This window comes from Ideonella azotifigens (genome assembly GCF_021043325.1).
GTDB lineage: Bacteria > Pseudomonadota > Gammaproteobacteria > Burkholderiales > Burkholderiaceae_C > Ideonella > Ideonella azotifigens.
Genome location: NZ_JAJNKD010000002.1, coordinates 442315 through 468517, shown reverse-complemented (window position 1 = coordinate 468517; position 26203 = coordinate 442315). Strand labels below are relative to the sequence as shown.

Genomic DNA, 26203 nt, shown 5'->3' with positions numbered 1-26203 from the left:
GCGCTTCAGCCCGCGTGAAGGCGATGCGCGTCAATCATGGGTGCTGCGTGTCAGCTGCACCGACAGCCGCGCGCTGACCTGGCGCAGCCGCAGCGACAGCCGCTTGGCAATCCAGGCCAGCAGCGAGGCGGCCAGCCGCGGCTCTTCTATCATCATGCGCTCCAGCGCCTGGCTGGCCAGCACAGCCAGTGTCACCGGCGTCAAGGCGGTGCAGGCGCAAAAACGCGTGCCGCCGTCCAGCATCGACATCTCGCCCAGCAGGTCGCCTGCACGCGACTCGCCGATGCGTGCGCGTGCGCCGGAGGGCTGCATGCGGTCCTCGGCCACCACGCCTTGCAGCACCACGACGAGGAAGTCGCCTTGCTCGTCCTGGCCGATGATCTGCTTGCCGCTGTCCAGCTGCACGTATTCAAAATAGCCGCCCAGCACCGCCAGCTGCTCGGCGCCCAGCAGCGCCAGCGCGCGGTCCTGGCCCAGCAGCTTGACCAGCGACAGCACGCCCAGCGAGCCGTCGTAGGGCTTGGCGTTCAGGTCAGGGGCGCGCAGCGTCCAGGGCACGAACAGCTGCGTGTCCTGGTGGCGGTCGACAAACTGCGTGGCGTAGAAGCCGGAGTCGTCCTCCCTCGGCGCAGCCACGGGCTGGCGCGCACGGAAAAAGGCAAGAAGCCGCTTCACTGCCGCCGCTTTCCCGGCTCAGCCGGGGAAGTTCTCGGGGAACTTGGCCTTCACGCGGGCCTCGCTGCCAGACACCAGGTTGCGTCGTACCAGGTCGGCCAGGCATTGGTCCAGCGTCTGCATGCCAACGTTGTTGCCGGTCTGGATCGACGAATACATCTGCGCGATCTTGTTCTCGCGGATCAGGTTGCGGATGGCCGAGGTGCCCAGCATGATCTCGTGCGCCGCCACGCGGCCCTGGCCGTCCTTGGTCTTGCACAGCGTCTGCGCAATGATCGCGACCACGGATTCCGACAGCATCGCCCGCACCATGTCCTTCTCGGCCGCCGGGAACACGTCGACCACCCGGTCGATGGTCTTGGCAGCGCTGGAGGTGTGCAGCGTGCCGAACACCAAGTGGCCGGTTTCAGCGGCCGTCAGCGCCAGGCGGATGGTTTCCAGGTCGCGCAATTCGCCCACCAGGATCGCGTCCGGGTCTTCGCGCAGCGCGGCGCGCAGCGCGTTGGAGAAGCTCAGCGTGTGTGGGCCGACCTCGCGCTGGTTGATCAGGCACTTCTTCGATTCGTGCACGAATTCGATCGGGTCTTCCAGCGTCAGGATGTGGCCGTAGTGGCTCTCGTTGAGGTGGTCGATGATGGCCGCCAGCGTGGTCGACTTGCCCGAGCCGGTCGGCCCGGTCACCAGCACCAGGCCACGCGGCTTGAGCGCCAGCTCGGCGAAGATCGGCGGGCAGTTCAGCTGCTGCAGCGTCAGGATCTTCGACGGAATGGTCCGGAACACCGCGCTGGAGCCGCGGTTCTGGTGGAAGGCGTTGACCCGGAAGCGCGCCAGCCCTTGCACTTCGAAGCTGAAGTCGCACTCCAGCGTGTCTTCGTACTGCTTGCGCTGGGTGTCGTTCATGATGTCGTACACCATGGCGTGGACCTGCTTGTGGCCCAGCGGCTCGACATTGATGCGCCGCACGTCGCCGTGCACCCGGATCATCGGCGGCAGGCCGGCGGACAGGTGCAGGTCGGAGGCCTTGTTCTTGACAGAAAAAGCCAGCAGTTGGGTGATGTCCATGGGTGTGTGGCGTGCAGCCTTGGAATGCCGGTTGCGGTGGGCTGGGACCGGCCTGGTTTATCCTGGATCGACCATGGCCAGTATCGCTGAGAACATACTACAAGTCCGGGGCCGCCTGGCCCAGGCCGCCGCTGCCGCGGGACGTGACGTGAACGATGTCCGTTTGCTGGCGGTGAGCAAGACTTGCGCCGCCGAAGCGGTGCGCGCGGCCCACGCGGCCGGTGCACGCGAATTCGGCGAAAACTACGTGCAGGAAGCGCTGGACAAGATCGCCGCGCTGGCCGACCTGCGCGGCGAGCTGCAGTGGCACCTGATCGGCCCGCTGCAGTCCAACAAGACGCGTGTGGTGGCCGAGCAGTTCGACTGGGTGCACACGGTGGACCGGCTGAAGATTGCCGAGCGCCTGTCGGCCCAGCGGCCGGCCCAGCTGCCGCCGCTGAACGTCTGCCTGCAGGTCAACGTCAGCGGCGAGGCCAGCAAGAGCGGCATCGCGCTGGACGAGTTGACGGTGCTGGCGCCGCAGGTGGCCGCCTTGCCGCGGCTGCGGCTGCGCGGCCTGATGGCGATTCCCGAGCCTGCTGCAGACCTTGCGGCCCAGCGGCTGCCGCACCGCGCGCTGGCCCAGGCCTTGGCTGCGCTGCGGACCCAGGGGCTGGTCGGGCTGGACACGCTGTCCATGGGCATGAGCGCTGACCTGGAAGCGGCGGTGCTCGAAGGCGCCACGCTGGTGCGGGTTGGCACCGCGATCTTCGGCGCACGCGTGTGAGTGATCAGCGCTTGGGCAGGTCGTCTTCGTCGAACAGCGCCAGCCAGTCGGTGTTTGGCGCTTCGACGTACAGGTCCTGTACCAGCAGCCCACGCTGCAGATCGAGGCTGGAGTCGTGCCAACCGCCGCGCAGCGGATCTTCCGCCGGCAGCTTCAGGCCCGCTGGCGGTGGCGCGCTGGCCGGCTGGCGCACGGGCCCCAGGGGCGGCACCCTCAGCATGGGCAGCAGCGGCGACAAGCGTTGAACTGCCGCGCGCGGCGTGTTGAGGGCGCTGAACATGGGATCCTCCTCCTGGCTTTCGTTGGGTGGTGATGGCGGGTACTGCATGGGACGGCATCGTCCGGCATGCAGCTCTCGCGCTCAATCGCCCTGGTGGGGGGGAGAAGGTTTTCCGGGGTCCCCTCGAAAGGGGGGTGTTTTCAGGCGGTCTGGTGGGTGGATGCCTCCATTGCCGCCAGAAATCCGGTCAGAAGCTCAGCGAAGTGGTATTTTTCACTTCTTCCATGACCGCATAAGTGCGCGTCTCGCGCACCCCCGGCAGCGACCAGATCACGTCGCCGACAAACGAGCGGTAGGCCGCCATGTCCGACACCCGCGTCTTCAGCAGGTAGTCGAAGCCGCCCGCCACCAGGTGGCATTCGAGGATCTCGGGCCGCACCTGCACCGCGGCGCGGAAGCTGTCCATCACGTCGTGCACCGTGCGGTCCAGCAGCACCTCGACGAAGACCATCAGCCCGGCGCCCAGCTTGACCGGGTTCAGCCGCGCCTCGTAGCCCAGGATGAAGTTCTCGCGCGTCAGCCGCTTGACCCGTTCCAGCACGGCCGTGGGCGACAGATGCACCTCTTCGGCGAGTTTCAGGTTGCTGATGCGCCCATCTTTCTGCAGCACGCGCAAGATGCGCAAATCGATCTTGTCCAGCCCTCGCTCGAGATCGATCGGTTCGAGGGTGGGCTTCATTCTTGAGAAAACTCCGTCATACGGTCAAAACTCCGAATCTTTACCGGGAATTGTCCGCATAAGCTGCGCATCTATCCAGTCAGGTTTTCTACTGCCTTTCACTGCCATGCACACCCCCACGCCGTTCCCCTTGCCGGCCCAGCGCCAGCGCTTGCCATTTCCGTACCAGCCCGAGGCGCAGGTGCTGGCCGCAGCGCGTGCGCGCGTCGATGCGGGGCTGGATTGGGGCGCGGTGACCGCACGCGCCACGCCATGGGTGTTGGCTGTGCGCGACAAGCCGGCGCCGTTCTGGGCCATGGAGTCGCTGCTGAAGGAATACCCGATCTCCAGCGCCGAAGGCCTGGCGCTGATGCGGCTGGCCGAAGCGCTGCTGCGTGTGCCGGACGTGGAAACCGCGATTGCGCTGACCGCCGACCAGCTCGGTCGAGCCGACTTCGACAGCAGTGACAGCAGCGGCGGCCTGCTGGCCAACCTGTCGGCCAGCGCCATCGCGCTGTCGAAGAAATTCCTGCCCGAGGCCGAGCAGGACAGCGGGCTGATCAAGCGCCTGGGTGCTCGCACTGTGGTCGCCGCGACCGTGCGCGCCATCCAGCTGCTGGGCCGCCAGTTCGTGCTGGGCCGCCACATCCAGGAAGCCATGGCCGAGGCCGCCAGCCAGCGCAAGGCGCAGCCGATGCTGCGTTTTTCGTACGACATGCTGGGTGAAGGTGCCCGCACCGAACACGACGCCGAGCGCTACCAGGCGGCCTACCTGAAGGCGATAGCCGCGATCGCCGCCACCGCCGGTGGCCGCGGCCCGGAGAGCAGCGACGGCATCTCGATCAAGCTCTCGGCGCTGTTCTCGCGCTATGAAGACGCGCAGCGCGAGCGCGTGTTCGCCGAGCTGCTGCCGCGCGTCTGGGCGCTGGTCGAGCGCGCCGCGCCGGCCCAGCTGAACCTGACCATCGACGCCGAGGAGGTCGACCGGCTGGAGCTGTCGCTGGAATTGCTGGACGCGCTGGCCGAACGCATCGCGCTGCATTACCCGCAGTGGCGTGGCTTCGGCCTCGCGGTGCAGGCCTATCAGACGCGCGCGCTGGCGGTGGTCGATGAGGTGGCCCGCATCGCGCGCGCGCATGGGCTGCGTTTCATGGTGCGCCTGGTCAAGGGCGCGTACTGGGACGGCGAGGTCAAGCGCGCGCAGGAAATGGGACTACCAGCCTATCCGGTCTACACCCGCAAGCCGCACACCGATGTGTCCTACCTCGCCTGTGCCCAGGCGCTGCTGGGGCACCGCGAAGTCATCTACCCCCAGTTCGCCACGCACAACGCCGGCACCATCGCCGCGATCCAGCAGATGGCCATCGACGCCGGTGCCCAGCCCGGCGCCGACTACGAGATGCAGCGTCTGCACGGCATGGGCGACGGCATCTACCGCGAGGTGCTGAAAGATGCCAAGGCTGCCTGCCGCGTCTATGCGCCGGTGGGTGAACACCGCGACCTGCTGGCCTATCTCGTGCGCCGCCTGCTGGAAAACGGCGCCAACTCGTCATTCGTGCATTTGCTGGCCGACGCCGAGGTCTCGCCCGCCGAACTGCTGGCCTCGCCGCTGCAACTGGCCCATTCCGCCGCGCCGGAAGCCGGCGTTGCCGAAGGCCTGCCGCTGCCGGCGGACCTCTACGGCGCGACCCGCCGCAATTCGACCGGCGCTGACATCACCAGCCTGCCGCAGCGCGAGCCGCTGACGGCAGCCGTCGCGTCTACCGTGGTCCCCGCGGTGCCCGAAGCCGGCGCCGCCGACATCGACGTCGCGATGGCCCGCCTGTCGGCCGGCTTCACAGCCTGGTCCGCCCGCCCGGTGGCCGAGCGCGCCACCATCGTGCGCCGCGCCGGCGACCTGCTGGACGCACGCCTGGCCAGCTACTGCGGCCTGCTGGTCAAGGAAGCCCACAAGACCCTGGGCGACCGCGTGGCCGAGGTGCGCGAAGCGGTGGACTTCTGCCGCTACTACGCCGACCAGGCCGAGGCTGCGCTGGGTGGCCCCACGCCGATGCAGGGCCGCGGCGTGTTCGTCTGCATCAGCCCGTGGAATTTCCCGCTGGCGATCTTCGCTGGCCAGGTCGTCGCGGCGCTGGTGGCAGGCAACACCGTGGCCGCCAAGCCGGCCGAGCAGACACCGGCGATTGCCGCGGCCATGGTCGCACTGCTGCACGAAGCCGGCGTGCCGGCCGACGCACTGGCGCTGCTGCACGGCCCGGGCGAAACCGTGGGCGCGGGCCTGGTGGCCGATGCGCGCACCGCAGGCGTGTGCTTCACCGGCTCCACGCAGGTCGCTCGCATCATCCAGCGCACGCTCGCCGACAAGGGTGGTGCGCCCGTGCCGCTGATTGCCGAAACCGGCGGCCTGAACGCGATGATCGTGGACTCGACCGCGCTGCCCGAGCAGGTGGTGGACGCGGTCGTGCAAAGCGCCTTCCGCTCCGCCGGCCAGCGCTGCTCGGCGCTGCGCCTGTTGTGCGTGCACGAAGCGATTGCCGACGGCGTGATCGAGATGATCCGTGGCGCGATGGCCGAGTTGCGCGTGGGCGACCCGGCCGAGTTGCGCACCGACGTGGGCCCGGTGATCGACGACGAAGCCTTCAGCGGCATCTCGGCCCAGGTCCAGCGCCTGAAGCGCGAGGCCAAACTGCTCGGCGAAACAGTGGTGGATGCCGCCGCCTTCCCGCGCCTGGTGCCGCCGGTGGCCTTCGAGCTGCCGGCCGTGAGTGCGCTGCAGAGCGAGATCTTCGGCCCGGTGCTGCACGTGGTGCGCTGGCGCGGCGAACCCGAAGCCCTGGTGCGCGAGATCAACGCCCTCGGCTACGGCCTGACCTTCGGCATCCAGACCCGCATCGACAGCCGCGCCGAGCGCCTGGCGGCGCTCGCGCAGATCGGCAATGTCTACGTCAACCGCAACATGATCGGCGCGGTCGTTGGCGTGCAACCCTTTGGTGGCGAAGGCATGAGCGGCACCGGCCCCAAGGCCGGCGGCCCGCACTACCTGCTGCGCTTCGCGGTCGAACCCGGCGCGGTGCCCAGCCTCGCGCCAGCGCCCGTCGTGACACCCGGCCTGTCGCTGGTCGCCACCGCCGCCCACGCTGCACTGAACCCGCCGCTGCAGGCGCTGCCCGGCTGGCGTGCCACGCCGCTGGATCAGCGCAGTGCGCTGCTGCGTCGCGCGGCCGATGCCCTCGCCGCCAGCCGCCCGGCCATCGCCACCCGGTGGCGCGCGCTGGCCACGGCGGCCGAAACCACGCTGGCAACGGTCGAGCTGCCCGGCCCGACCGGCGAGCGCAACGAGCTGCGCCTGCACGGTCGCGGCCTGTTCGCGTTTGTCGGCGAAGACGCAGCGCAGGACATGCTGGCCGCCGCAGTCGGCGCCGCGCTGGTCACGGGCAACACGGTCGCCTGGGCCGGCAGCGAGACGGCGATTGACGCCGCCAAACCTTGGCTGCAAGCGCTGCGCCAGGCCGGCTTGCCGGCGGCCGTGCTGCAGCCGCTGCCTGGCAGCTTCGACTCGCTGGGCACCGCGCTGGTGGCAGACGCGCGTGTAGCGGGCGTCTGCGCCACGTCTGCTGCGGTGTTGCCACGCCTGGCGCACCAGCTCGCCGCGCAGCCCGGCGCGATCCTGCCGCTGCTGTCCCTCACCGAAGCCACCAGTCCGCGTCAGCTGTACCGCTTCTGTGCGGAGCAGACGCTGACGGTCAATACCGCTGCAGCGGGTGGGAATGCGGCTTTGCTCGCGGGCCTTTGACACGCAGGCCGGACCGACCCGCGTGGTGAAAGCGGGGGACGGTCGGCGCACAAGTAAATGGGGTCAGAGTCAATTTATCTGAGCACAGCCGCAGCGCTGCTTTGAGGCACCTTAAGATAAATTGACTCTGACCCCATTTATTTGAACCACGGCAGAGGCAAAGGGCCCTCAATCCAGCTGCAAGCCGATCTTGCGGATGATCGCGCCCCAGCGCTGCGTGTCGCCGGCCACCGTCTGGCGGAAATCGGCCACCGAGCCACTGCCGGGCAGCAGGCCCTGGACCTCGAAGCTGGCGATCACGGCCGGGTCCTGCAGCACGGCGTTGACGTCGGCATTGAGCTTTTGCACGACAGCGTCCGGCGTGCGCGCGGCGACGAACAGGCCGTTCCAGATCATCGATTCGACATTCGGCAACCCGCTTTCGACCAGCGTCGGCAAATCCTTCATCGAGGCCAGCCGCTGCCGGCCGCTGACGGCGATCAGCCGCAGCTTGCCGGTCCTGGCCAGCGGCAGCAGCGCGGGTGCTGCGGCAAATACCGCATCGGTCTCGCCGCTGGCGACCGACATCGCGGCCGGCGGCGAGCCGTTGTACGGCACATGCGTGGCCTCGAAGCCGGCCTCGGCCAGCAGCAGTTCCATCGTCAGGTGCGAGGAACTGCCCAGTCCGACCGAGGCGTAGTTCATCTTGCCGGCCTTGGCCTTGCCCAGCGCGATGAAGTCCTTGACGTTTTTCACCGGCAGCGAAGCGCTGACCGCCAGCACATTGGGCTGCAGCGTGGTCATCACCACCGGGACCAAATCCTTGGCCGGGTCGTACGGCAGCTTGCGGTACATGAAGGGCGCAAAGGCGACCGGGCCATTGAAGCCGACCGCGATCGTGTAGCCGTCCGGCGCGGCCTTGGCGGCCGCGTCCACGCCCAGCATGCCGCCGGCGCCTGGCTTGTTGTCCACCACCACCGGCTGGCCCCAGCGATCCTTCAGCTTGTCGGCCAACAGCCTTGCAGTCAGGTCCACCGAGCTGCCGGCAGGTGCCGGCACGACGATGTGCACCGCTCGCGTTGGCCAGGCCTGCGCCCAGGCGGTGGCGCTGCTCAGCAAGGCGACAACAGGCAGGAGCAGCAAGGCGAGGCGGCGGCGCATGGCAGGCAGGTGGCAGTCAACGGGCGTCCATTGTCGTCAATGGCCGGCCATGAAAAAGGCCACCTCGGGAGGTGGCCTTGTCGTGCGCATGAGGCGAAGCAGCCCCACTCAGGGGCATGTCCGTCGGTTTACGGGTACAGGCCACGCTCCTCGCGGGCGATCAGGATGCGCTCGCAGGCCACCGCAAACGTCGCGGTGCGCAGCGTGATCTTGTGGCGGTCGGCGGTGTCCCAGATCTTCTTCAGCGCGTCGACCATGATCTTGTCCAGGCGCACGTTGATCTCGTCTTCGCTCCAGAAGAAGCTGGAGAAATCCTGCACCCATTCGAAGTACGAGACGGTCACGCCGCCAGCGTTGCAGATCACGTCCGGCACGACCAGGATGTTGCGCTCGAACAGCATGTCGTCGGCCTTGGGCACCGTCGGGCCGTTGGCGCCTTCGAGCACCAGCCTGGCCTTGATGCGGCGGGCGCGGTCCTCGGTGATCTGGCCTTCGAGCGCGGCCGGGATCAGGATATCGCAATCGACGTCCCAGAACTCTTCCGAGTTCATCACGTCGGCGCCCTTGAAGCCGGCCACGCCGCCGGTGTGGGTGACGTGCGGGATCAGGTCGCCAAGGTCGAAACCGTTGGCGTTGTAGATGGTGCCGGTGTGATCCTGCGCGGCGACGATCTTGCCCCCGGCCTGGGCGAACAGCTCGGCGGCCGAGCCACCCACGTTGCCGAAGCCCTGCACCGCGACACGCGCGCCGTTCAGGTCCAGGCCGATGCGGCGGGCCGCTTCCCTGCCGGTGACGAACACGCCGCGGCCGGTGGCCTTGATGCGGCCGGCCGAGCCGCCCAGGTGCAGCGGCTTGCCGGTGACCACGCCGGTGGCGGTGGAGCCGGTGTTCATCGAGTACGTGTCCATCATCCAGGCCATGATCTGGCCGTTGGTGTTCACGTCCGGCGCCGGGATGTCCTTCTGCGGGCCGATGATCAGGCCGATCTCGCTGGTGTAGCGGCGCGTCATGCGCTCCAGTTCCTTGATCGACAGCTGCTTCGGATCGACGCGGATGCCGCCCTTGGCGCCGCCGAACGGCAGGTTCACCGCAGCGGTCTTGACGGTCATCCAGGCCGACAGCGCCATCACTTCTTCCAGCGTCACATCCGGGTGGTAGCGCACGCCGCCCTTGCCCGGGCCGCGCGACAGGTTGTGCTGCACCCGGTAGCCCTCGAAGTGCGCCACGGTGCCGTTGTCCAGCTCGATGGGCACGTCGACGATCAGCGTGCGCTTGGGGCGCTTGAGCGTCTCGGCCCAGCGGGCCAGGTTGCCCAGATAGGGGACGACGCGGTCGACCTGCGACAGGTAGGTGCCCCAGGGGCTGTCCGGCGTGGGGTGAACAAAGGAAAGCGGCGAAGACATGACGCGAAATCTCCAGGGAATTCTCGGGTGTGCGCGCCTGCGGCAGGCCGTCTCATGGGGGCCGCCGTGACGCTGGCCGCACTCTAGGCCCGGAGCCGCCGAATTTGTCACCGAGGGCTATGCAAGTTTTGCATGAAGTCCCCGGGTCGGCCTGCATCTGTATCGGCGGAATGCCCTCTACAGGGGACGGTCCGGCCGCTGAACACGGCATTTCTCTACACTCGCCGGCATGAGCACTGCCACGCCCTTTCACGCCCCGTCGCCGGCCACCGCGCCAGCCCTTTCCCGCGTCGCCTTCATCGGCGGGGGCAACATGGCCAGTGCGTTGATCGGCGGGCTGCTGAAATCCGGCCATGCGGCCGAATCCATCACCGTGGTCGAGCCTTCGGCCGAGCAGGCGGACCGGTTGATTGCCCAGTTCGGCGTGCGGGTGCTGCCGATGGCCGGCCCGGCGCTGGCGCAGGCCGGGCTGGTGGTGTGGGCCATCAAGCCGCAGCTGTTTGCCGACGCTGCGGCGCCCTGCGCCGGCCATGTCGGCCAGGCGCTGCACCTGTCGGTGATGGCCGGCATCCGCGTGCAGGCGATTGCCCGCGCCACCGGCAGCGAGCGCGTGGTGCGCAGCATGCCCAACACGCCCGCGTTGATCGGCCAAGGCATTGCCGGGCTGTTCGCCATGGCCCAGGTCACGCTGGACGAGCGACTGCAGATCGAGCAGCTGTTGGCGCCCACCGGCCGCAGCCTGTGGGTCGAACGCGAGGAGCAGCTGGACGTGGTGACCGCGCTGTCAGGCTCTGGCCCGGCCTATGTCTTCTACTTCATCGAAGCCATGGTCCAGGCTGCGGAACAGATGGGCCTGAGCGCCGAAGCCGGCCGCGAACTGGCGCTGGCCACCTTCGCTGGTGCAACCGAGCTGGCCCGCCAATCCAGCGACTCGCCCGAAGTGCTGCGCGAGCGTGTCACGTCCAAGGGCGGCACCACCTTCGCCGCGCTCAACGTGCTGGAAGCGCATGGCGTGAAGCAGCATTTCATGTTCGCGATGCTGGCCGCGAAGAACCGGGCCAAGGAACTGGGCGACGAGTTTGGGGCTTGATGGCGCCTCTCGCTTGGCGGGCACGCCAAGCGGCCCCCCGAGGGGATGCGGGCCGGCTTGGGGCGGCCCGGCGCTCGACCCGCGTCAGCTTGGCAAGTACGAGATCACAGTCCCGGCGAACACCGCAAATCCCACCCAGTGGTTGAGCCGGAAGGCACGGAAGCAGCCATCGCGCGAGCGGTGGCGGATCATCGTGAAGTGCCAGCCGACCTGCAGCGCCGCGGCGGCGATGCCGATGAGGTAGGTCTTCAGCAGGCCCAGCCCGTGGCCCAGCGCGCCCCAGCTGATCAGGTAGGCGCCGTAGAACAGCATCACGCCGGCCACGTCGAAGCGGCCCAGCGTGATGGCCGATGTCTTGATGCCGATCTTCAGGTCGTCGTCGCGGTCGACCATCGCGTATTCGGTGTCGTAGGCCAGCACCCAGAACAGGTTGCCCACCAGCAGCCACCAGGCCAATGCCGGCACGGCCGCCGGAATGGCCGCCAGTGCCCAGTCCTGCCCACCTTGCACTGCACTGAAGGCCATCGGAATGCCGAAGCTGAAGGCCACGCCAAGGACGGCCTGCGGCATCGACACCACGCGCTTCGCATACGGGTACAGCAGCGTGACCGCCAGCGCCACGACGGACAGCCAGATCGTCGGCGGATTGGTCGTCAGCACCAGCCCGAAGGCGAGCAGTGCCAGCACCGCGCCCACAGCCAGCGCCTCCTGCTTGCTCACCGCGCCGCTGGTCACTGGCCGCTGTGCGGTTCGCTTCACATGCCTGTCGAACTCGGCATCGGCCACGTCGTTGACGCAACAGCCGGCACTGCGCATCAGCACCGTGCCCAGCGTGAAGACCGCCAGCAAATGCCAGCCCGGGAAACCGTCCGCCGCCATCCACAGCGCGGCCAGCGTAGGCCACAAAAGCAGCAACCAGCCGGCAGGCCGGTTCCAGCGGATCAGGTCCAGGTACAGCGACAAACGGCTGCGCGGCGGTGGTGCGTCCGGCTTGGGCGTGGCGGGGACTGAAGAGGCGTTCATCGGCGTGGGATTATCCGCTTCGGTCTGGCCAGCCTCAGCTGGCTCAAGTCCTTGGTGTTCCAGCCGATAGCACAGACGATGGCGGAACTTTCCGCCGCCGCCTCCTGCTGCCCCCGTTGTCCGCTCCTACGCCTGCCATGCCAGCTGCTGCGCTGCCCAACCGCCGAGACGCCGTCACCTGCCTGTTGGGCGCGATGGGTGCGCTGGCCTGCCCGGGGCTGAGCCTTGCTGCGGCGCCGGCCGAGCTGCGCATCCTCACCGAGGAGCTGCCGCCGTACAACATGACGCAGGACGACAAGGTCACCGGCCTGAGCACGGAGATCGTGCGGGCGGTGCTGGAAGCGCTAGGCCAGCCGACGGCGATCCAGGTGATGCCTTGGGCGCGGGCCTACAACACCGCGCTGAACGAACCGAATGTGTTGATCTATTCGATCTCCCGCACGGCGCAGCGCGAGAAGCTGTTCAAGTGGGTGGGCGTGGTCGCGCCCACGCGCTGGTACCTGTTTGCGCTGGCCGCCCGGCCCGTCAAGCTCACGCGGCTGGAGGATGCGCGCAAGTACCAGATCGCCACCGTGCATGAAGACGCTGGCGAGCAGTACCTGGCGAGCAAAGGCCTGTTGCTGGGGCAGAACCTGCAGTCCAGCAGCAAGTACGAACTGAACTACGAAAAGCTCAAGCAGGGCCGGGTCGACCTGTGGATCTCCAACGAGCTGAACGCGCTGTACCTGGTGCGCCGCACTGGCGACGATCCCGCCAAGCTGCTGGTCCGCGCGCTGCACCTGCCCGATGTGGGCAGCGAAGAAGGCCTGAACATGGCGTTCAGCCTGGGCACGCCGGACGCGGTGGTCGAGCGCTTCCGCAAGGGCCTGGAGACGATCAAGAAAAACGGCAGCTATGAGCGCATCCAGAAGCGCTGGCTGTGAGGCCCGCGCCGCGGCCGATCACGGCGTCAGCCCAGCATCATCGGCTGAGCCTGCGATGCCCGCGGGCGAGCCGGCGGTGGACGCCCAGCCCGCTGCGCCCGACCATCCGTCCGACACCGTGCTCGGCCATTCGCTGGGCCGCAAACTGGTGCTGGCCACGCTGGTGTTCAGCCTCTTGTTCACCGGGCTCAGCGTGGCTGCACGCACCTGGCTGGCCTGGCAGGCCAATGTGGCGACCATGAACACCGAGCTGGCCTTGATTGGCGACGTGTTCCAGCGCGCGCTGGCCAAGGCCATCTGGGAGATGGACCGCGAGGACTTGCTGGCCCACATGGCGAGCATGGCGCAGGTGCAGTCGGTCGGCCGCATCGAGCTGAGGCTGCGCCAGTCCGGCCGCTCGCCGGAGGTGCTGCAGCAGCGCAAGCCCGGCGCGCCCGAAGGCGGCCGCGCCCCGACACTGCAGCGCGAGCTGAGCTACAGCCCGTATCCGGGCGCGGTCGAAGTAATTGGCGACTTCACGCTGCAGGGCGACGAGCGCCTGCTGTGGCTGCGGCTGCGCGGTGAGTTGCTGGAGATCGTGCTGACGCAGGTGCTGCAGTCGGTGCTGCTGGCAGGCCTCATCATGTGGCTGTTCCACCGTTCGGTCACGGTGCACGTGCGGCGCATCGCTCGCCACCTGGCCACGTTGACGCCCGAGACCCTGGGCCGGCGGCTGCAGCTGCAGCGCGCTGCCGCCCATCGCGACGAGCTCACCCTGCTCGAAGCCGGCGTCAACCACCTGCAGGGCAACCTGTCGGACTACCTGGCGCGCCAGCACCGCGACGAACGCGAACTGGCCGCGCACCGAGACCGCCTGGCTGACCTGGTGGACGCCAAGACCACCGAGCTGCGCGCGGTCAACACCCGGCTGGAGCGGCTGTCACGCGCCGACCCGCTGACCGACCTGGCCAACCGCCGCCACTTCGACGAGGTCAAGGAAACCGAGCTGCGCCGTGCGCGGCGCCAGCAGCTGCCGCTGTCGCTCCTGGTCTGCGACGTCGACTACTTCAAGCGCTACAACGACACCTACGGCCACGCGCACGGCGACCAGTGCCTGCAGGCCGTGGCCGATGCGCTGAAGCAGACCTTCACCCGCTCGGGCGACTTCTGCGCCCGCATCGGTGGCGAGGAGTTTGCCGTGCTGCTGCCGGCGCTGGATGCCGAGCAGGCCGTTGCCGCGGCCGAGCGGCTGCGCGCACGGCTGCTGCAGATGGGCCTGCCGCACACCGGTTCGCTGGTGGCGCTGCACGTCACGCTGAGCATTGGCGTCGCGCAGTTCGACGAAGAGACCATGCACCGCTTCGATGAGCTGATGCAGCGTGCCGATGAAGCCCTCTACCGCGCCAAGAACCGGGGCCGCAACCGCGTCTCGAACTAGTCCCAGGAGCTTTCGATGAAGCATTCCATCCCGCTGTTTCGCCTGCTGGCGCTGGCCGCTTCGCTGCTCGTCACGAGCCTGCATGCCCAGACCTTGAAGGTTGTTGCCGAAGCCTCGTCCTACGTGGTGCTGAAGGACGGCAAGGTCGCCGGCCCGGCCAGCGAGATCGTCGAAGCCAGCCTGCAGAACGCCGGCCTCACCGACCACCGCATCGGCATCTACCCCTGGGCCCGCGCCTACGACATGGCGCTGCAGGAGCCCAACGTGCTGATCTACCTGATCGCGCGAACGCCCGCACGGGAAACCCAGTTCAAGTGGGCCGGCGAATTCATGCGCCTCGAGTACCACCTCTACAAGCTGCGTGAGCGCCAGGACATTGCCGTGCGCAAGCTCGAAGACGCCAGGCGCTACAGCATCGGTGTGATGCGCGACGACCTGCGCCAGCAGTACCTGAAGGACCAGGGCTTCGAGCGCCTGATCACCTCGTCCCAGAACGTCGACAACTTCCGCAAGCTGCTCAGCGGCCAGGTCGAACTCGTCCCCCTGCCCGAAAGCGACGCACAGGCTTTCTGCACCGAGGCCGGCATTCCCTTTGCAAAACTCGAAAAAGTGCTGACGCTGGACGCGCTGACGACCGGCATCTACATGGCCTATAGCAAGGCCACGCCGGACGAGACCGTGGCGCGCACCAAGGCGGCGTTCGACAAGCTGAAGGCGGATGGGACGGTGGGGCGCTTGATGGGTGCGCACCGCTGAAAAGCTGGCTCAGCGCAGCGCCAGCCAGCGCCGCAGCGGCGAGCCAACGCGCCAGATCCGGTGTTCGGCCAGGTAGTGGGTCCAGGACAGGGCGACCAGCACCACGCCGGGCAGCGCCAGTGCTGCCACAGCGGTCAGCACGATGGACAGCGGCCACAGCACCCAGCCGGTGATCGCCCCTCGCAGGCCCAGCCAGGCGTACAGCCGGTTGGCGCCGGGTGCTGCGCGCATGCGGGCGTTCGCCACCGTGCCGTAGACCATGAAGGCCGTCACGTCATGAACGCAGCGGAACAGCCAGATGCTCAGCAGCGGGTAACCCAAAAGCACCAGCGCGTAGCCGGCCATCGCCGTGGCCTGGATGGCGAACAATGCGCGGATGTCACCACCGGCCCGGCGTGCCTGCCAGGCCAGCCAGACGCCCAGCGGTGTCGCCAGCAGCAGGCAGACGCCGGCCATCAGCAACCACGGTTCGGGCGCCTCGACCACGGCGATCATGGCCTCGCCGCCAATTGCCGCGCCGGCCGCACAGCCCACGCCTGCCATCAGGAGGCGCCAGATCCGCGTGGCCCATGGCCAACGCCGCAGGCCGGCCTGGCCTGCGGCCAAGCCGGCCTGCTGGCCGACCACGTGCACCATGGTCGTCAGGATCAGCGCCAGGCCGATCTGACGCGAGTTCAGCACGGACAGCGCCAGCACCGCGCTGACCGACGCGATCAGGGCGGAGGGCCAGAGCACCGGCATCGCGCCACGCGCCAACTCGCGGTCGCCCAGCAGGAAAAAGCTCGCCAGCACGTGCGGGAACCCGAACACCAGGCTGTAGACGGGCAGCGAGGCCGGGCTGTGCGGCAACAGTTGCCGGCCATGGCCCTGGAAGGCGACCAGGTCCAGCACCACCACGGCCATCAGCAAGGGCGTCAAGCCATACACCGCCAGCATCTGCTCGCGCGACAGGCCAGTCGCGCCCGGTTGGGCGAGGCTCATGGCGTGCTGCTGCGCGCCAATTCCTGCCGCAGCGCCACGAGATTCGACTGGGTGCGGGCGAGGCTGCCCGGGTCGGCTGTCGCACCCTGCTTTTGCAGGTCGCTCATCGCGGCCTGCTCGCGCGCCAGCTCTTCTTCGAGGATGCGCCGGCGCTCCTGGTCCCGCACCTTCTGCACGCCGGTCGGAATTCCGGTTTCGCCCGTGGTGGCCGGGCTGGCCTGGAGCTTGCGGCGCTGATCGCCTGGCTGGCAGTCCTGCCCAGCCGCCTGGCCGCCCACGATCAGCTCGACTGCGCCGACCCGGCACACCTGAACGCGCCCGGGCTCACCGCCTGCCCATGCGGACGCGCCGGGAACCAAGCCCGCCAACAGCGCCAGGGCCGCGATCCGCCTGGCCAAGCGCATTTCAGCTCCCCATCTGGTTGGTGAACATCACCTCGATGATGCGGCCCATGTCGTCTTCGACGGACACCGGCATGCCATCCAGGCAGACGCCATTGGTGAAGGTCACCGTGAAGCCCTGGCCACTCAATCCGACCGTGCTCTTGTCCAGCGCGAGCGCCATCGGGACCGAATTCTTCAGCTTGTAAGGTGGGGTGCCGCCATACAGGTAAACGGTTGGGCCGAGCCCGGTGGCGCAAGCACCGGCGGGACCGGTAACGGCCACCGCCGCGGGCGACGCCTGGATGGCATCCGGCGGGCCGGATTCGTTGCCGCCGCCGCCGCAGGCGCTCAGCGCCAGGGAAACCATGACCATGGCCGTTGCGGCCCATCGAATGTTGTTCAACTCACTACTCCTTCTTCACTTGGCTTGTTCTGCACGCGACTGCATTTCGACGATCGCGTAACTCTCGATTGGCATGTAGACCTTGTCGTCGCTGAGCGGGCGCTGGTAGTACTTCAGGCAGTCCGTGGGCTGCGAGGTCAGGATCAGGGCGTTCCACGGTTGCACATTGCCGTAGGCCTGCACGCCAATCTTGCCGCCGCACATCATGCGAGACAGCATGCCCCCGATCAGCGGCACCTTCAGTTCGTAGCCATAGCGCACGCGGATCTTCAACAGATTGGCGTCGCGGATGTTCTGCTTGGACTTGCCGCCAGTCACGCCCACGTCCCGGTACTCCAGGTTGTCGTTTGGGATGTAGGTGACCTTGGTCTTGGGATCCTTGACACCGAAGTCGGTGAAGGTGTCCGGCGACGGGCTCAGGATCTCGATCTCGGCCTTGTAGGGATTGAATGATTTGTTGGCTTTTTGTGCATCCAAGTAGGCCGCGAACAGGCGGTCGCTGTCGCTGGTCTTTGTGCTGTTCTGGTAGAACGGGCTGAGGCCACGGATCAAGGCCTCGCGGATGTAGCTCTCGTTGGCGTTGTGCAGCGAGCCTTCCCGGGCCGCCATGAACGTGGCGTGGTTCAGCGTGAGCTTGGCCATGTAGACCATGCCGACCTGGATCAGGCTCAGCACGAACAGCGTGGCCAGCGGAAACACGATGGCGAACTCGACCAGCGTGATGCCACGGGCGCGCGGCGGACCGGCACGGCGGCGGTGCGAAAAAATGGGCTTCATGGCGTCGTCGTCGGGTTGGACATCGGGCGGGGGAAGAGGACGCGGCGGCCGAGTGCCACCAGGCACCAGGCGACCGCAAGGGTCAGCGGCAGCAGCACCAGCCATTCGGCCGCGCGCTGGTAAGGCGTGCGGCCCTCTCGGGTCTGAACCTGCAAAGGCATCAGGCGGGCGTTGGCGTCTGGCGCACTGGCCAGCACCTCACCCTCCGGCGAGACCAGCATCGACGTGGCGCCCTGGCTCACCCGCAGCAGCGTCTTGCCGGCCTCCATCGCGCGCAGCCGGGCCACCGACACCATCTGCTGGCGGTACAGCGCGTTGTCGATCCACATGTCGTCGGCCAGGTTGACCAGCCAGGTCGCCTCGCGGGCCCGCTCGCTCATCGTCAGCGCAAACGACAGCTCGTGGCAGATCGACGCACCAACCGGCTGGCCGCTGGCGAACAGCGGCCCGGTCAGTTCCGGTGGCCCCGCTTGCTGACCCGTGCGGGCCTTCTCGAAGACCTGCGCATAGACGGGGCCCAGGGTCTCCGGCCAGGGCAGGTATTCGCCGCCCGGCACCAGCCGTTCCTTGGCATACAACGACTGCCGCTCGGGCGAGAGCTGCACCACGGCATTGATCATGTGCAGCCCGGTCTCGTCGCGCAGCATGTGCGGCATGCCGACCAACACGTGCACGCCGCGCGCGCGGATCAGCTTTACGAGGTCGAGCCAGGCGCCCCATGCGACACGCGGTGGAGGTTCCGGGAAGAAGGTTTCAGCCGTCACCAGCACCGTGCCCGGTGCCGCCCCGCGGATGGCCTGGCTCAGCTGCGCGAGTGCATCGTCGCGCTCCTGCGGCGTCCAGTGGCGGCCACGCTCGGCCGGTGGCTGCACCGCGATCACGCTCAAATCACTGCCGGGTCGCGTCTGCAACCAGCCCGGTGTCGGCTGTCTCGACAAGCCCCAGAGCGCGCACCAGGCCAGACTGCTCAGCAGCACGCCCCCGACTGCCCACCGGCCAGCCCGCCTTGCCCCGGCCATGCGATACCAGGCGGCACACGCCCAGGTGGCACTCGTCGCCCACACCAGCCAGCCCAGCCCCGCGCCCCCGAGTGCGGGCACGACAAGGCGGGCGCCAGGCAGCTCGACAAATGCCGTGCCCAGGCCGGCATAGCCGCTGCCCCACCAGCCCCATTGGCGCAGGCTCTCTGCGCAGGCCAGCGTGAGGCCCAGGCGCAGCGTCAGGTGCAGCGCGTCGCGATCATGGGCTGGGTGACGGCGGCGGGTGGCGAGGTCCAGCAGCCACCAGCTGCCGACGGCCGGCGCGGTCTGCAACACCAGCAGCACCGCGAGCACCACCAGTTGCCACAGCGTGGTGTGCGCGCCGTCTCTCACGGCCAGCGCGACCCAGCCTGTGCCGGCCAGCTGCCACGCGGACCAGGCGATCGTGACAGCCGCCAAGCCCTGCTTGGCGGAGCGCCGCGAGGCCCCGATCACCAGCAGGCCAAGTGTCGTCAAGCCGACAAATCCAAGCGCCCAGGCCCAGGGCCAGGCCGCGCAAAGGCCGAGCATCGTCCCGCAGCCGGCGCAGCCGATCCACAGCATCAGCGAAACGCCATCGACCTTGACCTGCACGGGCCGCGCACGACCCGCCGCCAGCCAGCGTGACGCTGCCGGAAAAGGTCGCTTGATCCTGGGTCCCCGCGCGATGGCTGCCTGGCTTGCCCGCACATTCCTCCCTGTTCGCCGACACGATGTCGACACGCATGGCGCGCGAGTCTCGATGGGTCGAGATGACAAAGCAAGCGCGTGACGACTTGTGAAGCACTGTTTCAAATCTCTTACGCCGCGTTGCACAAATGCACGGGTTAGGGGGATGCCGACCCCCGTATGTCCCGAATATTGTTCGGCCCAGCGAGCCTTCATGGGTCCGCGATCTCAGGGCCTGTTTCAGGTCGCATGCGGTATTAGCGACGGGCAGATGCCTCCATCCACCACGTGAAAGAGGAACCTTTTATGAAGCTGTTTGCCAACAACTCGCTGCGCCGTTCGCGCGGCCAGGGCATGACCGAGTACATCATCATCGTGGCGCTGATCGCAGTGGCCGCCATCGGTGTGTACAACCTGTTTGGCGCCACGGTGCGGAACCAGACCGCCGGCATGGCCGCCGCCCTGGGCGGCGCCGGCACCGAGTCCCAGGATGCCAACAAGCTCGGTGTGTCTAACGGCCAAGAGTCGACCAACGAAGCCAAGAAGACCAAGGGCCTGGAAAACTTCACCGACGGCGCCACCGTCAAGCCGAAGACCTGATTTGGGTCTGCTGGTGTGCGGGCGTTGCAAGACGCCCGCACCAGCCTCTGTCATCCGGGCTGTTGCAGCCGAACACATGTGAGGGTGTTATGACACCGATACGCTCCGTGGCCGCGCGTGAACGCGGCCAAGGCATGACGGAATACATCATCATCGTCGCACTGATCGCCATCGCGGCGATCGGCGTCTACAACCTGTACGGGCGAACCTTGCGCGATCAGACCGCCGGCATTGCTGCTGCGGTAGGCGGCGACGCGACCGACGCTGTCGACGCCAACAAGTCGGCGGTGAGCACGGGCAAGATGGTCACCACCGAAGCCAAGGCGAAGATCGGGCTTGAGAATTTCACCGACCCCGCGACCACGAAGTAACAGGAACTGTCAGATGGCGTTTTGTTCGCGCCGGCGGCTGTTGGCAGCATCGCTGGCCAGTGCCATCTCGGCACCTCCGGCCTGGGCCGAGCGGGACTACACGGATCATCCGCTGCTGAGCGGCATGCCCGGCTACAGCGTGCGCAGCAAGGACGTCAAATCGTTCGACGCCGTGACGTTGAAGCCTTCCGACATCGTGATCGCCAAAGGTGCGAAGTACGAAGGTCCTTTGGCTTTTGAAGGCAAGGTCACGGCGCTGGTGTATGCCTTCTCGTCAAAGTCGGAGAAGCGCAGCCAGGTCGAGATCTATCGGAACTACGAGGCTGCCATCCAGAAGCTGGGCGGTAAGTTGCTGAGTTCTCCGTACGTTGACGGGAGCTACGGTTGGCATGTTTTCCGAATCGAGCAACCGAATCAGGCGCCTATTGCCGTCCTGCTCAGGATTCCCTATGAGACGCGTTACGAGCTGACCATCATTGAGCCGAAGGCCATGGTGCAGTCGGTGCAGGCCGGCCAATTGGCCAAGGAAATTGCCGACAGCGGCTTTGCCACGCTGTACATCAACTTCGACACCAACCAGGCGGTGCTGAAGGAAGACGGGCAGGCGGCAGTCAAGGAGATTGCCGTGTTGCTGAAGCAGCAGCCGCAGCTGAAGCTGTCGATTGAGGGCCACACCGACAACGTGGGGCAGGCGGCTGACAACAAGAAGCTGTCCCAGGCGCGGGCTGAGGCAGTGCTCAAGGCGGTGGTCGCGCAGGGCATTGACGGCAAGCGCCTGGCCGCAGTCGGCCGGGGGCAGGAGGTCCCGGTGGCGGACAACCGCAACGAGGCGGGTCGCGCCAAGAACCGGCGCGTGGAGTTGGTGAAGAGCTGATGCAGCGCAAGCGGGAGACCTCTTGCGCGGCCGCCAGCGGCAAGTGCAACAAGGTCTGGCCTGCGCGCCAGGCGACGGGAAGGACAAACATGTTCAACAGGCGTCTTGGCATCTCTCCGGTTCGGCGCAGTGCGCGTGGCCAGGCCCTGATCTGGCTGTTGGGCACCATGGTGGCCAGTGCCGCCATCCTGTATGGCGTGTTCAATGTGGCCCAGATCACCGTGGCCAAGCAACGCACGGTCAATGCGGCCGACGCGGGCGCGCTGGCCGGCGCTACTGTGCAGGCGCGCATTCTGAACCTCGCGGCCTACAACAATCGCGCGATGATCGCGAACGAGGCCTTCCTGATCCAGATGCTCAGCATCGAGAGTTGGCTGCAGTACTTCGGCACCACCGCGAACAACTTCGGCACGCTGGCCGACATCATCGGCATCTTCATTCCGCCCATCGAGGCCATCGGCAAGATCCTCGACAAGCTGGCAGACGCGACCGAAGAGGTGCATGACCTGCTGGTCAAGGCCGACGACAAGGCCATCATCCCGTTGATCGAAGGCTCCAAGCTCGCCATCGAAGGCGCGCACAAGGCGGTCATCCTCGCCGGCGGTGCGCTGGCCGAAGACGCGGCCACCAAGATCATCGATGCCAACAAGACCAACTTCGGCACCCACACCGATGTGGGCGTCGAGCTTGACAAGCGGCCGGGGGTGCTCGCGGTCACCATCTCCCAGAATCTCAAGGACTGGAAGAACTTCACGACCCAGTACACCGACAGCAAGCGCAAGGACGCGGCCGATGTGCTGCTGGCCTCGCGTGACCGATTCTCGACGGATCGCCCTGGATTGTGGTACCTCAATCTGGACCTTGGCCTGATGGGGACCGAGAAGAAGGGCGGCTCCAAGCTGTCCAGCGACTTCAACCGCTGGGAGACCGAAGACACGCTGGAGGTCTGGGAGAAGGTGCCTTGCAAGTCCGGCATGTGCAAGGAATACCAGCCCATCGGCTGGGGCCGGTCCAACGCCGACAAGAACGGTTCATCGGGCAATGAATGGGACCCCCACCGCTGGGCCCAGGAGCTGGCGCATGGCGACGCCACCAACCATGGCGGCAACGCGACGAAGTTGATGAACTGGAGCGGCGTGCCCGATGTCTACGACATCAAGGACAAGTCGACCAATGCCAGGGCCACGCTGGGCGTGGACTTCCTGGTCGCCACGCGCAAGTCACGCGCCGCCGTGTTGACCACCCACCAGATGGGCGTGGGCCTGGACAGCACTGCGGTGACCGGCTCCGGCGACATGCTGGAGCGCAACGAGGCCGACCAGTACACCGCGCTGGCCAAGGCGCGCGTGTTCTTCGAGCGGCCGCAACGCAACCTGGCGAACGACAAGACCGCCAACGTCCTGTGGCGCTCCGACAGCGCGAAGGAATATGGCTCGCTGTTCAGCCCTTACTGGCAGGCGCGCCTGGTGGACCTGACCCAGGCCGAGAAGGCCAAGCTGATGATCGCCATGGGCATGCTGCCCGACAAGGTCCTGTACACGCCGGGAGGCCAGAATTGAGCGGTATCCGCACCCTTTTCCGATGCGGATACCGGGCTGGCGTGGCGTTTCTGCTGTGCCTGGCGGCACCGTTGGCTTCGGCCGCCGCGGCTGCCGAAGACAGCCGCACGCCGATCTACATCCATCGCGCGGCCACCGGCAACCTCGAAGGCCTGAAGAACGGCATCGGCCTGACCGTGGAAGCCTGTCGCGCGGCGAAGAATCTGCCGCCGGGCGGGCCGGTCAAGCTGCCCTCCGACGAGTACCTGCGCAAGCTGCAGGTCGTCGAAAGCGAGGAGTATTTCGACAAGGCCAGCCACGCCGGCTACAACACCTATCGCAAGGTTGCGGCGGACCCGGCCAGCGGGTCCTGCGAACTGGCGCTGTTCACCGAGCGCCACGCCTGGGCTGGCCAGGAATGCGGGCAAGCCACGAACGGTGGTTCGGCCTCGATGAAGGAACTGCTGGATTATGAGAATCCGGTCGTGCCCAAGGTCGAGCTGAACACGGTGGCCGCATCGCGCGCAGGCTGCGGCAAGAAGGCCAAGGCCTACGACCTCACCGGCCTGCCCGCCGAGGACGCCGGGGGCGCGCGCTGCGTGTGGGACAGCGACGTGGTGGCCAAGTCCATGCGCGAGGCCGGCCTGACCGCCGAGGGCCACAAGAAGGACAGCCCCGCTGCCGACTATTGCCTCTACGAGCGCCAGCCCATCTACGTTTACAACGGCCACCACGAGCTGGTCGTGCTGAAGGGCTCGGGTTCGACCCAGGGCGATGTGCTGGACGGCCTGCTGGGCGAGACCACGGCCTTCCTCAACGATCGGCTGCTGTCCATGACGGATGGCACACCGATTCCCGCCGAACGTTTCAGTGCTGCAGCGGTGCGCAGCTTCGTGTCACAGCCCGCGAAGACCTCACTGGGGGACCGTCGATGACTCAGTCAAACCAAATGCGCAGCCGCCAGGCCCAACGCGGCCAGTCGATTGCCGAGTTCCTGGTCGCCCTGGCGGTGTTGACGCCGCTGTTCATCGCGGTGAGCTACGCCGGCCGTTATGGCGACCTGGCGATGACGACCACGCAGGCCAGCCGCTATGCCGCCTTCCAACGCGCGCGCGAGCCCAGCGAGGCGCGCCTGTCGACCAGCAAGCTCGAAGACCAGACGCGCACGCGGTTCTTCGCCGAGGGCGACTACCTGAACAAGGGGCGCATCCAGTCCGACGACACCATCGCGATGCTCAGCAAGGACAAAGGCCAGCCCGCGCTGTGGCGCGACCTGGGTGGCACCAGCCTGCTGGCCAATGCCGAAACCGACGTCACTTTCCAATGGGACGATGCCCCGGTGGGCACCGGCGCCGTGACCAAGACCATGGGCGTGATGACGAAGTCGGCTGGCAAGGACTATCCGCCGGGCCGCAAGGCCAGCCTCGAGGTGAAACTGGTCAACAAGTTCAACCTGTCGGAAGACAGCCCGAAGCCGCTGGTGCTGGCTGCGACGACCGCCGCCGCCGGCAATCCGCTGAACAGCGGCGGCAGCTCGTCCACGCGCGACGCCGCCTCCACCATCGTGCCCACCTCCAAGGTACCGAGTGCGCTGACCAAGCTGCTGGAGGTGGCGCTGGCCCTGTTCGAGCCGGATGGCCCGATCATTGGCTGCATCAAGCCCGACGTGGTGCCGGACCATCGCCTGGACGGTGGTGCCGACAACAGCGACGGCCAGTGCAAATGACGCCACCGCAGCTCCGCGGCGGCTGCGTGGCGCTGGCGATGCTGGCAGGGCCGGCCATGGCCGCCACCGACTGGCCCGAGGTGCCTGCGCCGCCGCGTGCAAAGGTCGAATGGGTGGCGCAGGATTCGGTCATCAACGGCCTGCCCAGCCGCATCGAACGCTTCGAAACCGACTTGAGTCCCGGCGAGGTGCTGAGCTTCTATCGTGAGCGATGGAAGAGTGCCAGGGCTGGTGCGCCGCGCGAGACGGCTGCGGGCGGTTGGCAAGGCCTGTCCACCTTGACAGGGGACTTCCAGGTCGCTGTTCAGGTCAAGCCGCGTCAGCCCTCCGGCAGTGAGGGGCTCATCAGTACCGCGCATTTCGGCGATGTGCGGCGCGAGCCGATTCCCTCGCAGCTGCCGCGCTTCTACGACACCCGCATCGCGCAGGTCACCGAGTCGGTCGATGGGCCGACGCGCAGCCAGCTCGTGACGATGGTCAGCAACGAGAGTTTCGAAGTGAACATGAACCGCTGGCGCGGGGAGTGGCAGCGCCGCGGCTGGCAAGCGGCCTTCGACAAGCAGGCCCCCGTCGAGCGCGACGGCGTGAGGACCTGGCTGGCCAGCTTCAACAAGGGCTCGCAGTCGGTGGATGTGGCGCTGAGTTGGCGGCCCAGCGACCGCCGCAGCTACCTCACCGTGAACCTGCTGTCCTCGACCGGAGATTTGCAGCCGTGAACCGCATGCTGAAACTCGTCAAAGGGATCCGCACCCAGCGTGGCCAGGCCCTCGTGGAATACGCCATGGTGGCGGCCGCGTTGGCAGCAGCGCTGTTCTACCTCGATTTCGGCGGCGGCAAGACCGGAGCCCAGTACCTGACGGACATGATCCGGGCCTTCTTCCGCAACCTCACCTACTTCATCTCGCTTCCCTGACCTAGACGGGCTTCGCCATGGCTTTTCAGAAACCCAAGATCAACACCAACTGGCTTTTGCTGGGCATTGCCATCGCGCTGGGCATCGGCGCCGTGGTGGTGAGCAACCACCTGATCAAGCGGCGCATGGCGCAGCTGGAAGAAGAGGCGCACAACGGGCGAAAGACGGAGAGCGTGGTGGTGGCCAAGCGCGACATGGCGCGTGGCGAGTCCATCACGGCCGACGCGATGGCGGTGCGCGAGGTGCCGGTGGAATTCCTGCACGCCGACGCCATCCGGCCCAACCAGTTCGGTGCGCTCGAACGGCAACGCCTGGCAGTGCCGATGAAGCGTGGCGACGTGCTGCTGCCGGTGCACTCCGAAGGCAATGGCGGCCAGGTGTTTTCCGCCACCCTGAAGAAGGGCATGCGGGCGCTGACCTTCGAGGTCGATGCGGTGAACTCCATTTCTGGCATGCTGCGCCCCGGTGATCGCATCGACCTGATCTATTCGGCCAAGCCCGTCGACTCTTCGGCTGGCGCGAAGGAGGACGTGACCGCGCCGCTGCTGTCCAACGTGGCCGTGCTGGCCACCGACCAGCACCTCTCCAAGCGCGATGACGAGAGCGGCAAGGATCGCTCGTTCTCCACCATCACGCTGGAGGTCTCGCCGTTCGACGCGGACCGCATCATCGTGGCCAAGAGCTCTGGCCGCCTGACCGCCGTGCTGCGCCACCCCGAAGACGAGGTGCCGAACGGTACGCGCGCGCTGACCGCCTCCAACATCGGCAGCCACGGCGACGGCAAGACCAGCGTCGGGCCTTCCATTGAATACATCGTGGGCGGTGGCGGCGGGGGCGTGGCGCAACCGCAATTCCAGCTGGAGCGATTTGCGGCGGCCATGCCTTTCCAGGCCGGCAGAGGCGGTGCGGCGCGTGCGGCGGGAGGGGACCCTGCCGGGGCTGCCGCCCAGGGCGTGCATTGAG

The 26203-nt window shown here is 67.4% G+C and carries 27 protein-coding genes and 1 pseudogene; 16 read left to right on the top strand and 12 right to left on the bottom strand.

The genetic code is table 11. From position 1 onward, the window contains the following. Positions 1-30 precede the first annotated feature (30 nt). Complete coding sequence (locus tag LRH25_RS33015) at positions 31-636, bottom strand: Crp/Fnr family transcriptional regulator (RefSeq protein WP_170200905.1); 606 nt, start codon at positions 634-636, stop codon at positions 31-33. Between the two features lie 57 nt (positions 637-693). Then, on the bottom strand, positions 694-1737 hold the full coding sequence (locus LRH25_RS06745; RefSeq protein ID WP_141288132.1) for a type IV pilus twitching motility protein PilT: 1044 nt from the start codon (positions 1735-1737) through the stop codon (positions 694-696). Between the two features lie 73 nt (positions 1738-1810). Here LRH25_RS06745 and LRH25_RS06740 point away from each other — a divergent pair, with 73 nt between their 5' ends. Beyond that, the gene (locus LRH25_RS06740; protein ID WP_141288131.1) at positions 1811-2503 is read left to right on the top strand and encodes a YggS family pyridoxal phosphate-dependent enzyme; all 693 of its coding nucleotides are present in this window, start codon (positions 1811-1813) and stop codon (positions 2501-2503) included. Between the two features lie 4 nt (positions 2504-2507). On the opposite strand, the gene LRH25_RS06735 is transcribed toward LRH25_RS06740, so the two are convergent. Further along, positions 2508-2783 (bottom strand): hypothetical protein, encoded by a 276-nt coding sequence (locus tag LRH25_RS06735; RefSeq protein ID WP_141288130.1) that lies wholly within the window; start codon positions 2781-2783, stop codon positions 2508-2510. 187 nt (positions 2784-2970) lie between these two features. Further along, positions 2971-3462, bottom strand: a complete 492-nt coding sequence (locus LRH25_RS06730; protein ID WP_141288129.1) for an Lrp/AsnC ligand binding domain-containing protein — start codon at positions 3460-3462, stop codon at positions 2971-2973. Between the two features lie 106 nt (positions 3463-3568). On the opposite strand from LRH25_RS06730, the pseudogene LRH25_RS06725 reads away from it, so the two are divergent. Together LRH25_RS06725 and LRH25_RS06720 are read left to right on the top strand one after the other, a co-directional pair. Continuing rightward, positions 3569-6502 (top strand): annotated as a pseudogene (locus tag LRH25_RS06725) (L-glutamate gamma-semialdehyde dehydrogenase); the annotation flags it as partial. A gap of 336 nt (positions 6503-6838) precedes the next feature. Further along, on the top strand, positions 6839-7234 hold the full coding sequence (locus LRH25_RS06720; protein ID WP_231010748.1) for an aldehyde dehydrogenase family protein: 396 nt from the start codon (positions 6839-6841) through the stop codon (positions 7232-7234). 168 nt (positions 7235-7402) lie between these two features. Here the strand turns inward: LRH25_RS06720 and LRH25_RS06715 are convergent, their stop codons facing one another. Both LRH25_RS06715 and LRH25_RS06710 read right to left on the bottom strand, forming a co-directional pair. Beyond that, complete coding sequence (locus LRH25_RS06715; RefSeq protein WP_141287340.1) at positions 7403-8374, bottom strand: Bug family tripartite tricarboxylate transporter substrate binding protein; 972 nt, start codon at positions 8372-8374, stop codon at positions 7403-7405. A gap of 128 nt (positions 8375-8502) precedes the next feature. Next, positions 8503-9777 (bottom strand): Glu/Leu/Phe/Val family dehydrogenase, encoded by a 1275-nt coding sequence (locus LRH25_RS06710; protein WP_141287341.1) that lies wholly within the window; start codon positions 9775-9777, stop codon positions 8503-8505. Between the two features lie 229 nt (positions 9778-10006). On the opposite strand from LRH25_RS06710, the gene proC reads away from it, so the two are divergent. Continuing rightward, positions 10007-10867, top strand: coding sequence for a pyrroline-5-carboxylate reductase (gene proC, locus LRH25_RS06705; protein ID WP_141287342.1), 861 nt, complete (start codon positions 10007-10009; stop codon positions 10865-10867). An 84-nt stretch (positions 10868-10951) separates the two neighbouring features. Here the strand turns inward: proC and ubiA are convergent, their stop codons facing one another. Continuing rightward, on the bottom strand, positions 10952-11890 hold the full coding sequence (ubiA, locus tag LRH25_RS06700; protein WP_141287343.1) for a 4-hydroxybenzoate octaprenyltransferase: 939 nt from the start codon (positions 11888-11890) through the stop codon (positions 10952-10954). A 137-nt stretch (positions 11891-12027) separates the two neighbouring features. On the opposite strand from ubiA, the gene LRH25_RS06695 reads away from it, so the two are divergent. The 3 genes from LRH25_RS06695 to LRH25_RS06685 are packed head-to-tail and all read left to right on the top strand — an operon-like array spanning position 12028 to position 14986. After that, complete coding sequence (locus LRH25_RS06695; protein ID WP_211361359.1) at positions 12028-12813, top strand: substrate-binding periplasmic protein; 786 nt, start codon at positions 12028-12030, stop codon at positions 12811-12813. Positions 12814-12868: 55 nt separating this feature from the next. After that, positions 12869-14230, top strand: coding sequence for a GGDEF domain-containing protein (locus tag LRH25_RS06690; RefSeq protein WP_141287344.1), 1362 nt, complete (start codon positions 12869-12871; stop codon positions 14228-14230). A gap of 15 nt (positions 14231-14245) precedes the next feature. After that, positions 14246-14986, top strand: a complete 741-nt coding sequence (locus LRH25_RS06685; protein ID WP_141287345.1) for a substrate-binding periplasmic protein — start codon at positions 14246-14248, stop codon at positions 14984-14986. Between the two features lie 9 nt (positions 14987-14995). Here LRH25_RS06685 and LRH25_RS06680 read toward each other — a convergent pair whose 3' ends face one another. Genes LRH25_RS06680 through lnt form a run of 5 tightly spaced genes read right to left on the bottom strand, consistent with a single transcriptional unit; the run spans position 14996 to position 19143 of the window. After that, a complete protein-coding gene (locus tag LRH25_RS06680) occupies positions 14996-15967 on the bottom strand; it encodes a hypothetical protein (RefSeq protein ID WP_141287346.1) in 972 nt (323 codons plus the stop codon). Continuing rightward, positions 15964-16371: a hypothetical protein gene (locus LRH25_RS06675; RefSeq protein WP_141287347.1), complete on the bottom strand. Its 408-nt coding sequence runs from the start codon at positions 16369-16371 to the stop codon at positions 15964-15966. Before LRH25_RS06675 ends, LRH25_RS06680 begins: the two co-directional genes overlap by 4 nt. 1 nt (position 16372) lies before the next feature. After that, positions 16373-16753 carry a hypothetical protein gene (locus LRH25_RS06670; RefSeq protein WP_231010528.1) on the bottom strand — a complete coding sequence of 127 codons (381 nt, stop codon included), beginning with the start codon at positions 16751-16753 and terminating at the stop codon, positions 16373-16375. 15 nt (positions 16754-16768) lie between these two features. Further along, on the bottom strand, positions 16769-17530 hold the full coding sequence (locus LRH25_RS06665; protein WP_170200835.1) for a TadE family protein: 762 nt from the start codon (positions 17528-17530) through the stop codon (positions 16769-16771). Next, positions 17527-19143: an apolipoprotein N-acyltransferase gene (lnt, locus tag LRH25_RS06660; RefSeq protein WP_231010527.1), complete on the bottom strand. Its 1617-nt coding sequence runs from the start codon at positions 19141-19143 to the stop codon at positions 17527-17529. The genes LRH25_RS06665 and lnt overlap by 4 nt, the downstream gene beginning before the upstream one ends. Positions 19144-19524: 381 nt before the next feature. Between lnt and LRH25_RS06655 the strand changes: the two genes are divergently transcribed. The 9 genes from LRH25_RS06655 (at position 19525) to cpaB (ending at position 26202) form a co-directional block, all read left to right on the top strand. After that, positions 19525-19818, top strand: coding sequence for a Flp family type IVb pilin (locus LRH25_RS06655; RefSeq protein ID WP_141285125.1), 294 nt, complete (start codon positions 19525-19527; stop codon positions 19816-19818). 134 nt (positions 19819-19952) lie between these two features. Further along, positions 19953-20189, top strand: coding sequence for a hypothetical protein (locus tag LRH25_RS06650; protein WP_211361285.1), 237 nt, complete (start codon positions 19953-19955; stop codon positions 20187-20189). A gap of 124 nt (positions 20190-20313) precedes the next feature. Further along, positions 20314-21063 (top strand): OmpA family protein, encoded by a 750-nt coding sequence (locus LRH25_RS06645; protein WP_231010526.1) that lies wholly within the window; start codon positions 20314-20316, stop codon positions 21061-21063. 89 nt (positions 21064-21152) lie between these two features. Continuing rightward, complete coding sequence (locus LRH25_RS06640) at positions 21153-22622, top strand: pilus assembly protein TadG-related protein (RefSeq protein WP_170200728.1); 1470 nt, start codon at positions 21153-21155, stop codon at positions 22620-22622. 41 nt (positions 22623-22663) lie between these two features. Continuing rightward, entirely contained in the window at positions 22664-23536 is an 873-nt protein-coding gene (locus LRH25_RS06635; protein WP_141285119.1) for a hypothetical protein, read from the top strand. Further along, entirely contained in the window at positions 23533-24327 is a 795-nt protein-coding gene (locus LRH25_RS06630) for a hypothetical protein (RefSeq protein WP_141285117.1), read from the top strand. The genes LRH25_RS06635 and LRH25_RS06630 overlap by 4 nt, the downstream gene beginning before the upstream one ends. Next, positions 24324-25043 carry a hypothetical protein gene (locus LRH25_RS06625; protein ID WP_141285115.1) on the top strand — a complete coding sequence of 240 codons (720 nt, stop codon included), beginning with the start codon at positions 24324-24326 and terminating at the stop codon, positions 25041-25043. Before LRH25_RS06630 ends, LRH25_RS06625 begins: the two co-directional genes overlap by 4 nt. Then, on the top strand, positions 25040-25240 hold the full coding sequence (locus LRH25_RS06620) for a hypothetical protein (RefSeq protein WP_141285113.1): 201 nt from the start codon (positions 25040-25042) through the stop codon (positions 25238-25240). Before LRH25_RS06625 ends, LRH25_RS06620 begins: the two co-directional genes overlap by 4 nt. Positions 25241-25257: 17 nt before the next feature. After that, a complete protein-coding gene (gene cpaB / locus LRH25_RS06615) occupies positions 25258-26202 on the top strand; it encodes a Flp pilus assembly protein CpaB (protein ID WP_141285111.1) in 945 nt (314 codons plus the stop codon). Position 26203 lies beyond the last annotated feature (1 nt).

Coding starts and splice junctions, on each gene's coding strand:
- LRH25_RS06745 (WP_141288132.1), bottom strand. CDS start 1,737: ATGGACATCACCCAACTGCTGGCTTTTTCTGTCAAGAACAAGGCCTCC.
- LRH25_RS06740 (WP_141288131.1), top strand. CDS start 1,811: ATGGCCAGTATCGCTGAGAACATACTACAAGTCCGGGGCCGCCTGGCC.
- LRH25_RS06735 (WP_141288130.1), bottom strand. CDS start 2,783: ATGTTCAGCGCCCTCAACACGCCGCGCGCGGCAGTTCAACGCTTGTCG.
- LRH25_RS06730 (WP_141288129.1), bottom strand. CDS start 3,462: ATGAAGCCCACCCTCGAACCGATCGATCTCGAGCGAGGGCTGGACAAG.
- LRH25_RS06720 (WP_231010748.1), top strand. CDS start 6,839: ATGCTGGCCGCCGCAGTCGGCGCCGCGCTGGTCACGGGCAACACGGTC.
- LRH25_RS06715 (WP_141287340.1), bottom strand. CDS start 8,374: ATGCGCCGCCGCCTCGCCTTGCTGCTCCTGCCTGTTGTCGCCTTGCTG.
- LRH25_RS06710 (WP_141287341.1), bottom strand. CDS start 9,777: ATGTCTTCGCCGCTTTCCTTTGTTCACCCCACGCCGGACAGCCCCTGG.
- proC (WP_141287342.1), top strand. CDS start 10,007: ATGAGCACTGCCACGCCCTTTCACGCCCCGTCGCCGGCCACCGCGCCA.
- ubiA (WP_141287343.1), bottom strand. CDS start 11,890: ATGAACGCCTCTTCAGTCCCCGCCACGCCCAAGCCGGACGCACCACCG.
- LRH25_RS06695 (WP_211361359.1), top strand. CDS start 12,028: ATGCCAGCTGCTGCGCTGCCCAACCGCCGAGACGCCGTCACCTGCCTG.
- LRH25_RS06690 (WP_141287344.1), top strand. CDS start 12,869: ATGCCCGCGGGCGAGCCGGCGGTGGACGCCCAGCCCGCTGCGCCCGAC.
- LRH25_RS06685 (WP_141287345.1), top strand. CDS start 14,246: ATGAAGCATTCCATCCCGCTGTTTCGCCTGCTGGCGCTGGCCGCTTCG.
- LRH25_RS06680 (WP_141287346.1), bottom strand. CDS start 15,967: ATGAGCCTCGCCCAACCGGGCGCGACTGGCCTGTCGCGCGAGCAGATG.
- LRH25_RS06675 (WP_141287347.1), bottom strand. CDS start 16,371: ATGCGCTTGGCCAGGCGGATCGCGGCCCTGGCGCTGTTGGCGGGCTTG.
- LRH25_RS06665 (WP_170200835.1), bottom strand. CDS start 17,530: ATGAAGCCCATTTTTTCGCACCGCCGCCGTGCCGGTCCGCCGCGCGCC.
- LRH25_RS06655 (WP_141285125.1), top strand. CDS start 19,525: ATGAAGCTGTTTGCCAACAACTCGCTGCGCCGTTCGCGCGGCCAGGGC.
- LRH25_RS06650 (WP_211361285.1), top strand. CDS start 19,953: ATGACGGAATACATCATCATCGTCGCACTGATCGCCATCGCGGCGATC.
- LRH25_RS06645 (WP_231010526.1), top strand. CDS start 20,314: ATGCCCGGCTACAGCGTGCGCAGCAAGGACGTCAAATCGTTCGACGCC.
- LRH25_RS06640 (WP_170200728.1), top strand. CDS start 21,153: ATGTTCAACAGGCGTCTTGGCATCTCTCCGGTTCGGCGCAGTGCGCGT.
- LRH25_RS06630 (WP_141285117.1), top strand. CDS start 23,533: ATGACTCAGTCAAACCAAATGCGCAGCCGCCAGGCCCAACGCGGCCAG.
- LRH25_RS06625 (WP_141285115.1), top strand. CDS start 24,324: ATGACGCCACCGCAGCTCCGCGGCGGCTGCGTGGCGCTGGCGATGCTG.
- cpaB (WP_141285111.1), top strand. CDS start 25,258: ATGGCTTTTCAGAAACCCAAGATCAACACCAACTGGCTTTTGCTGGGC.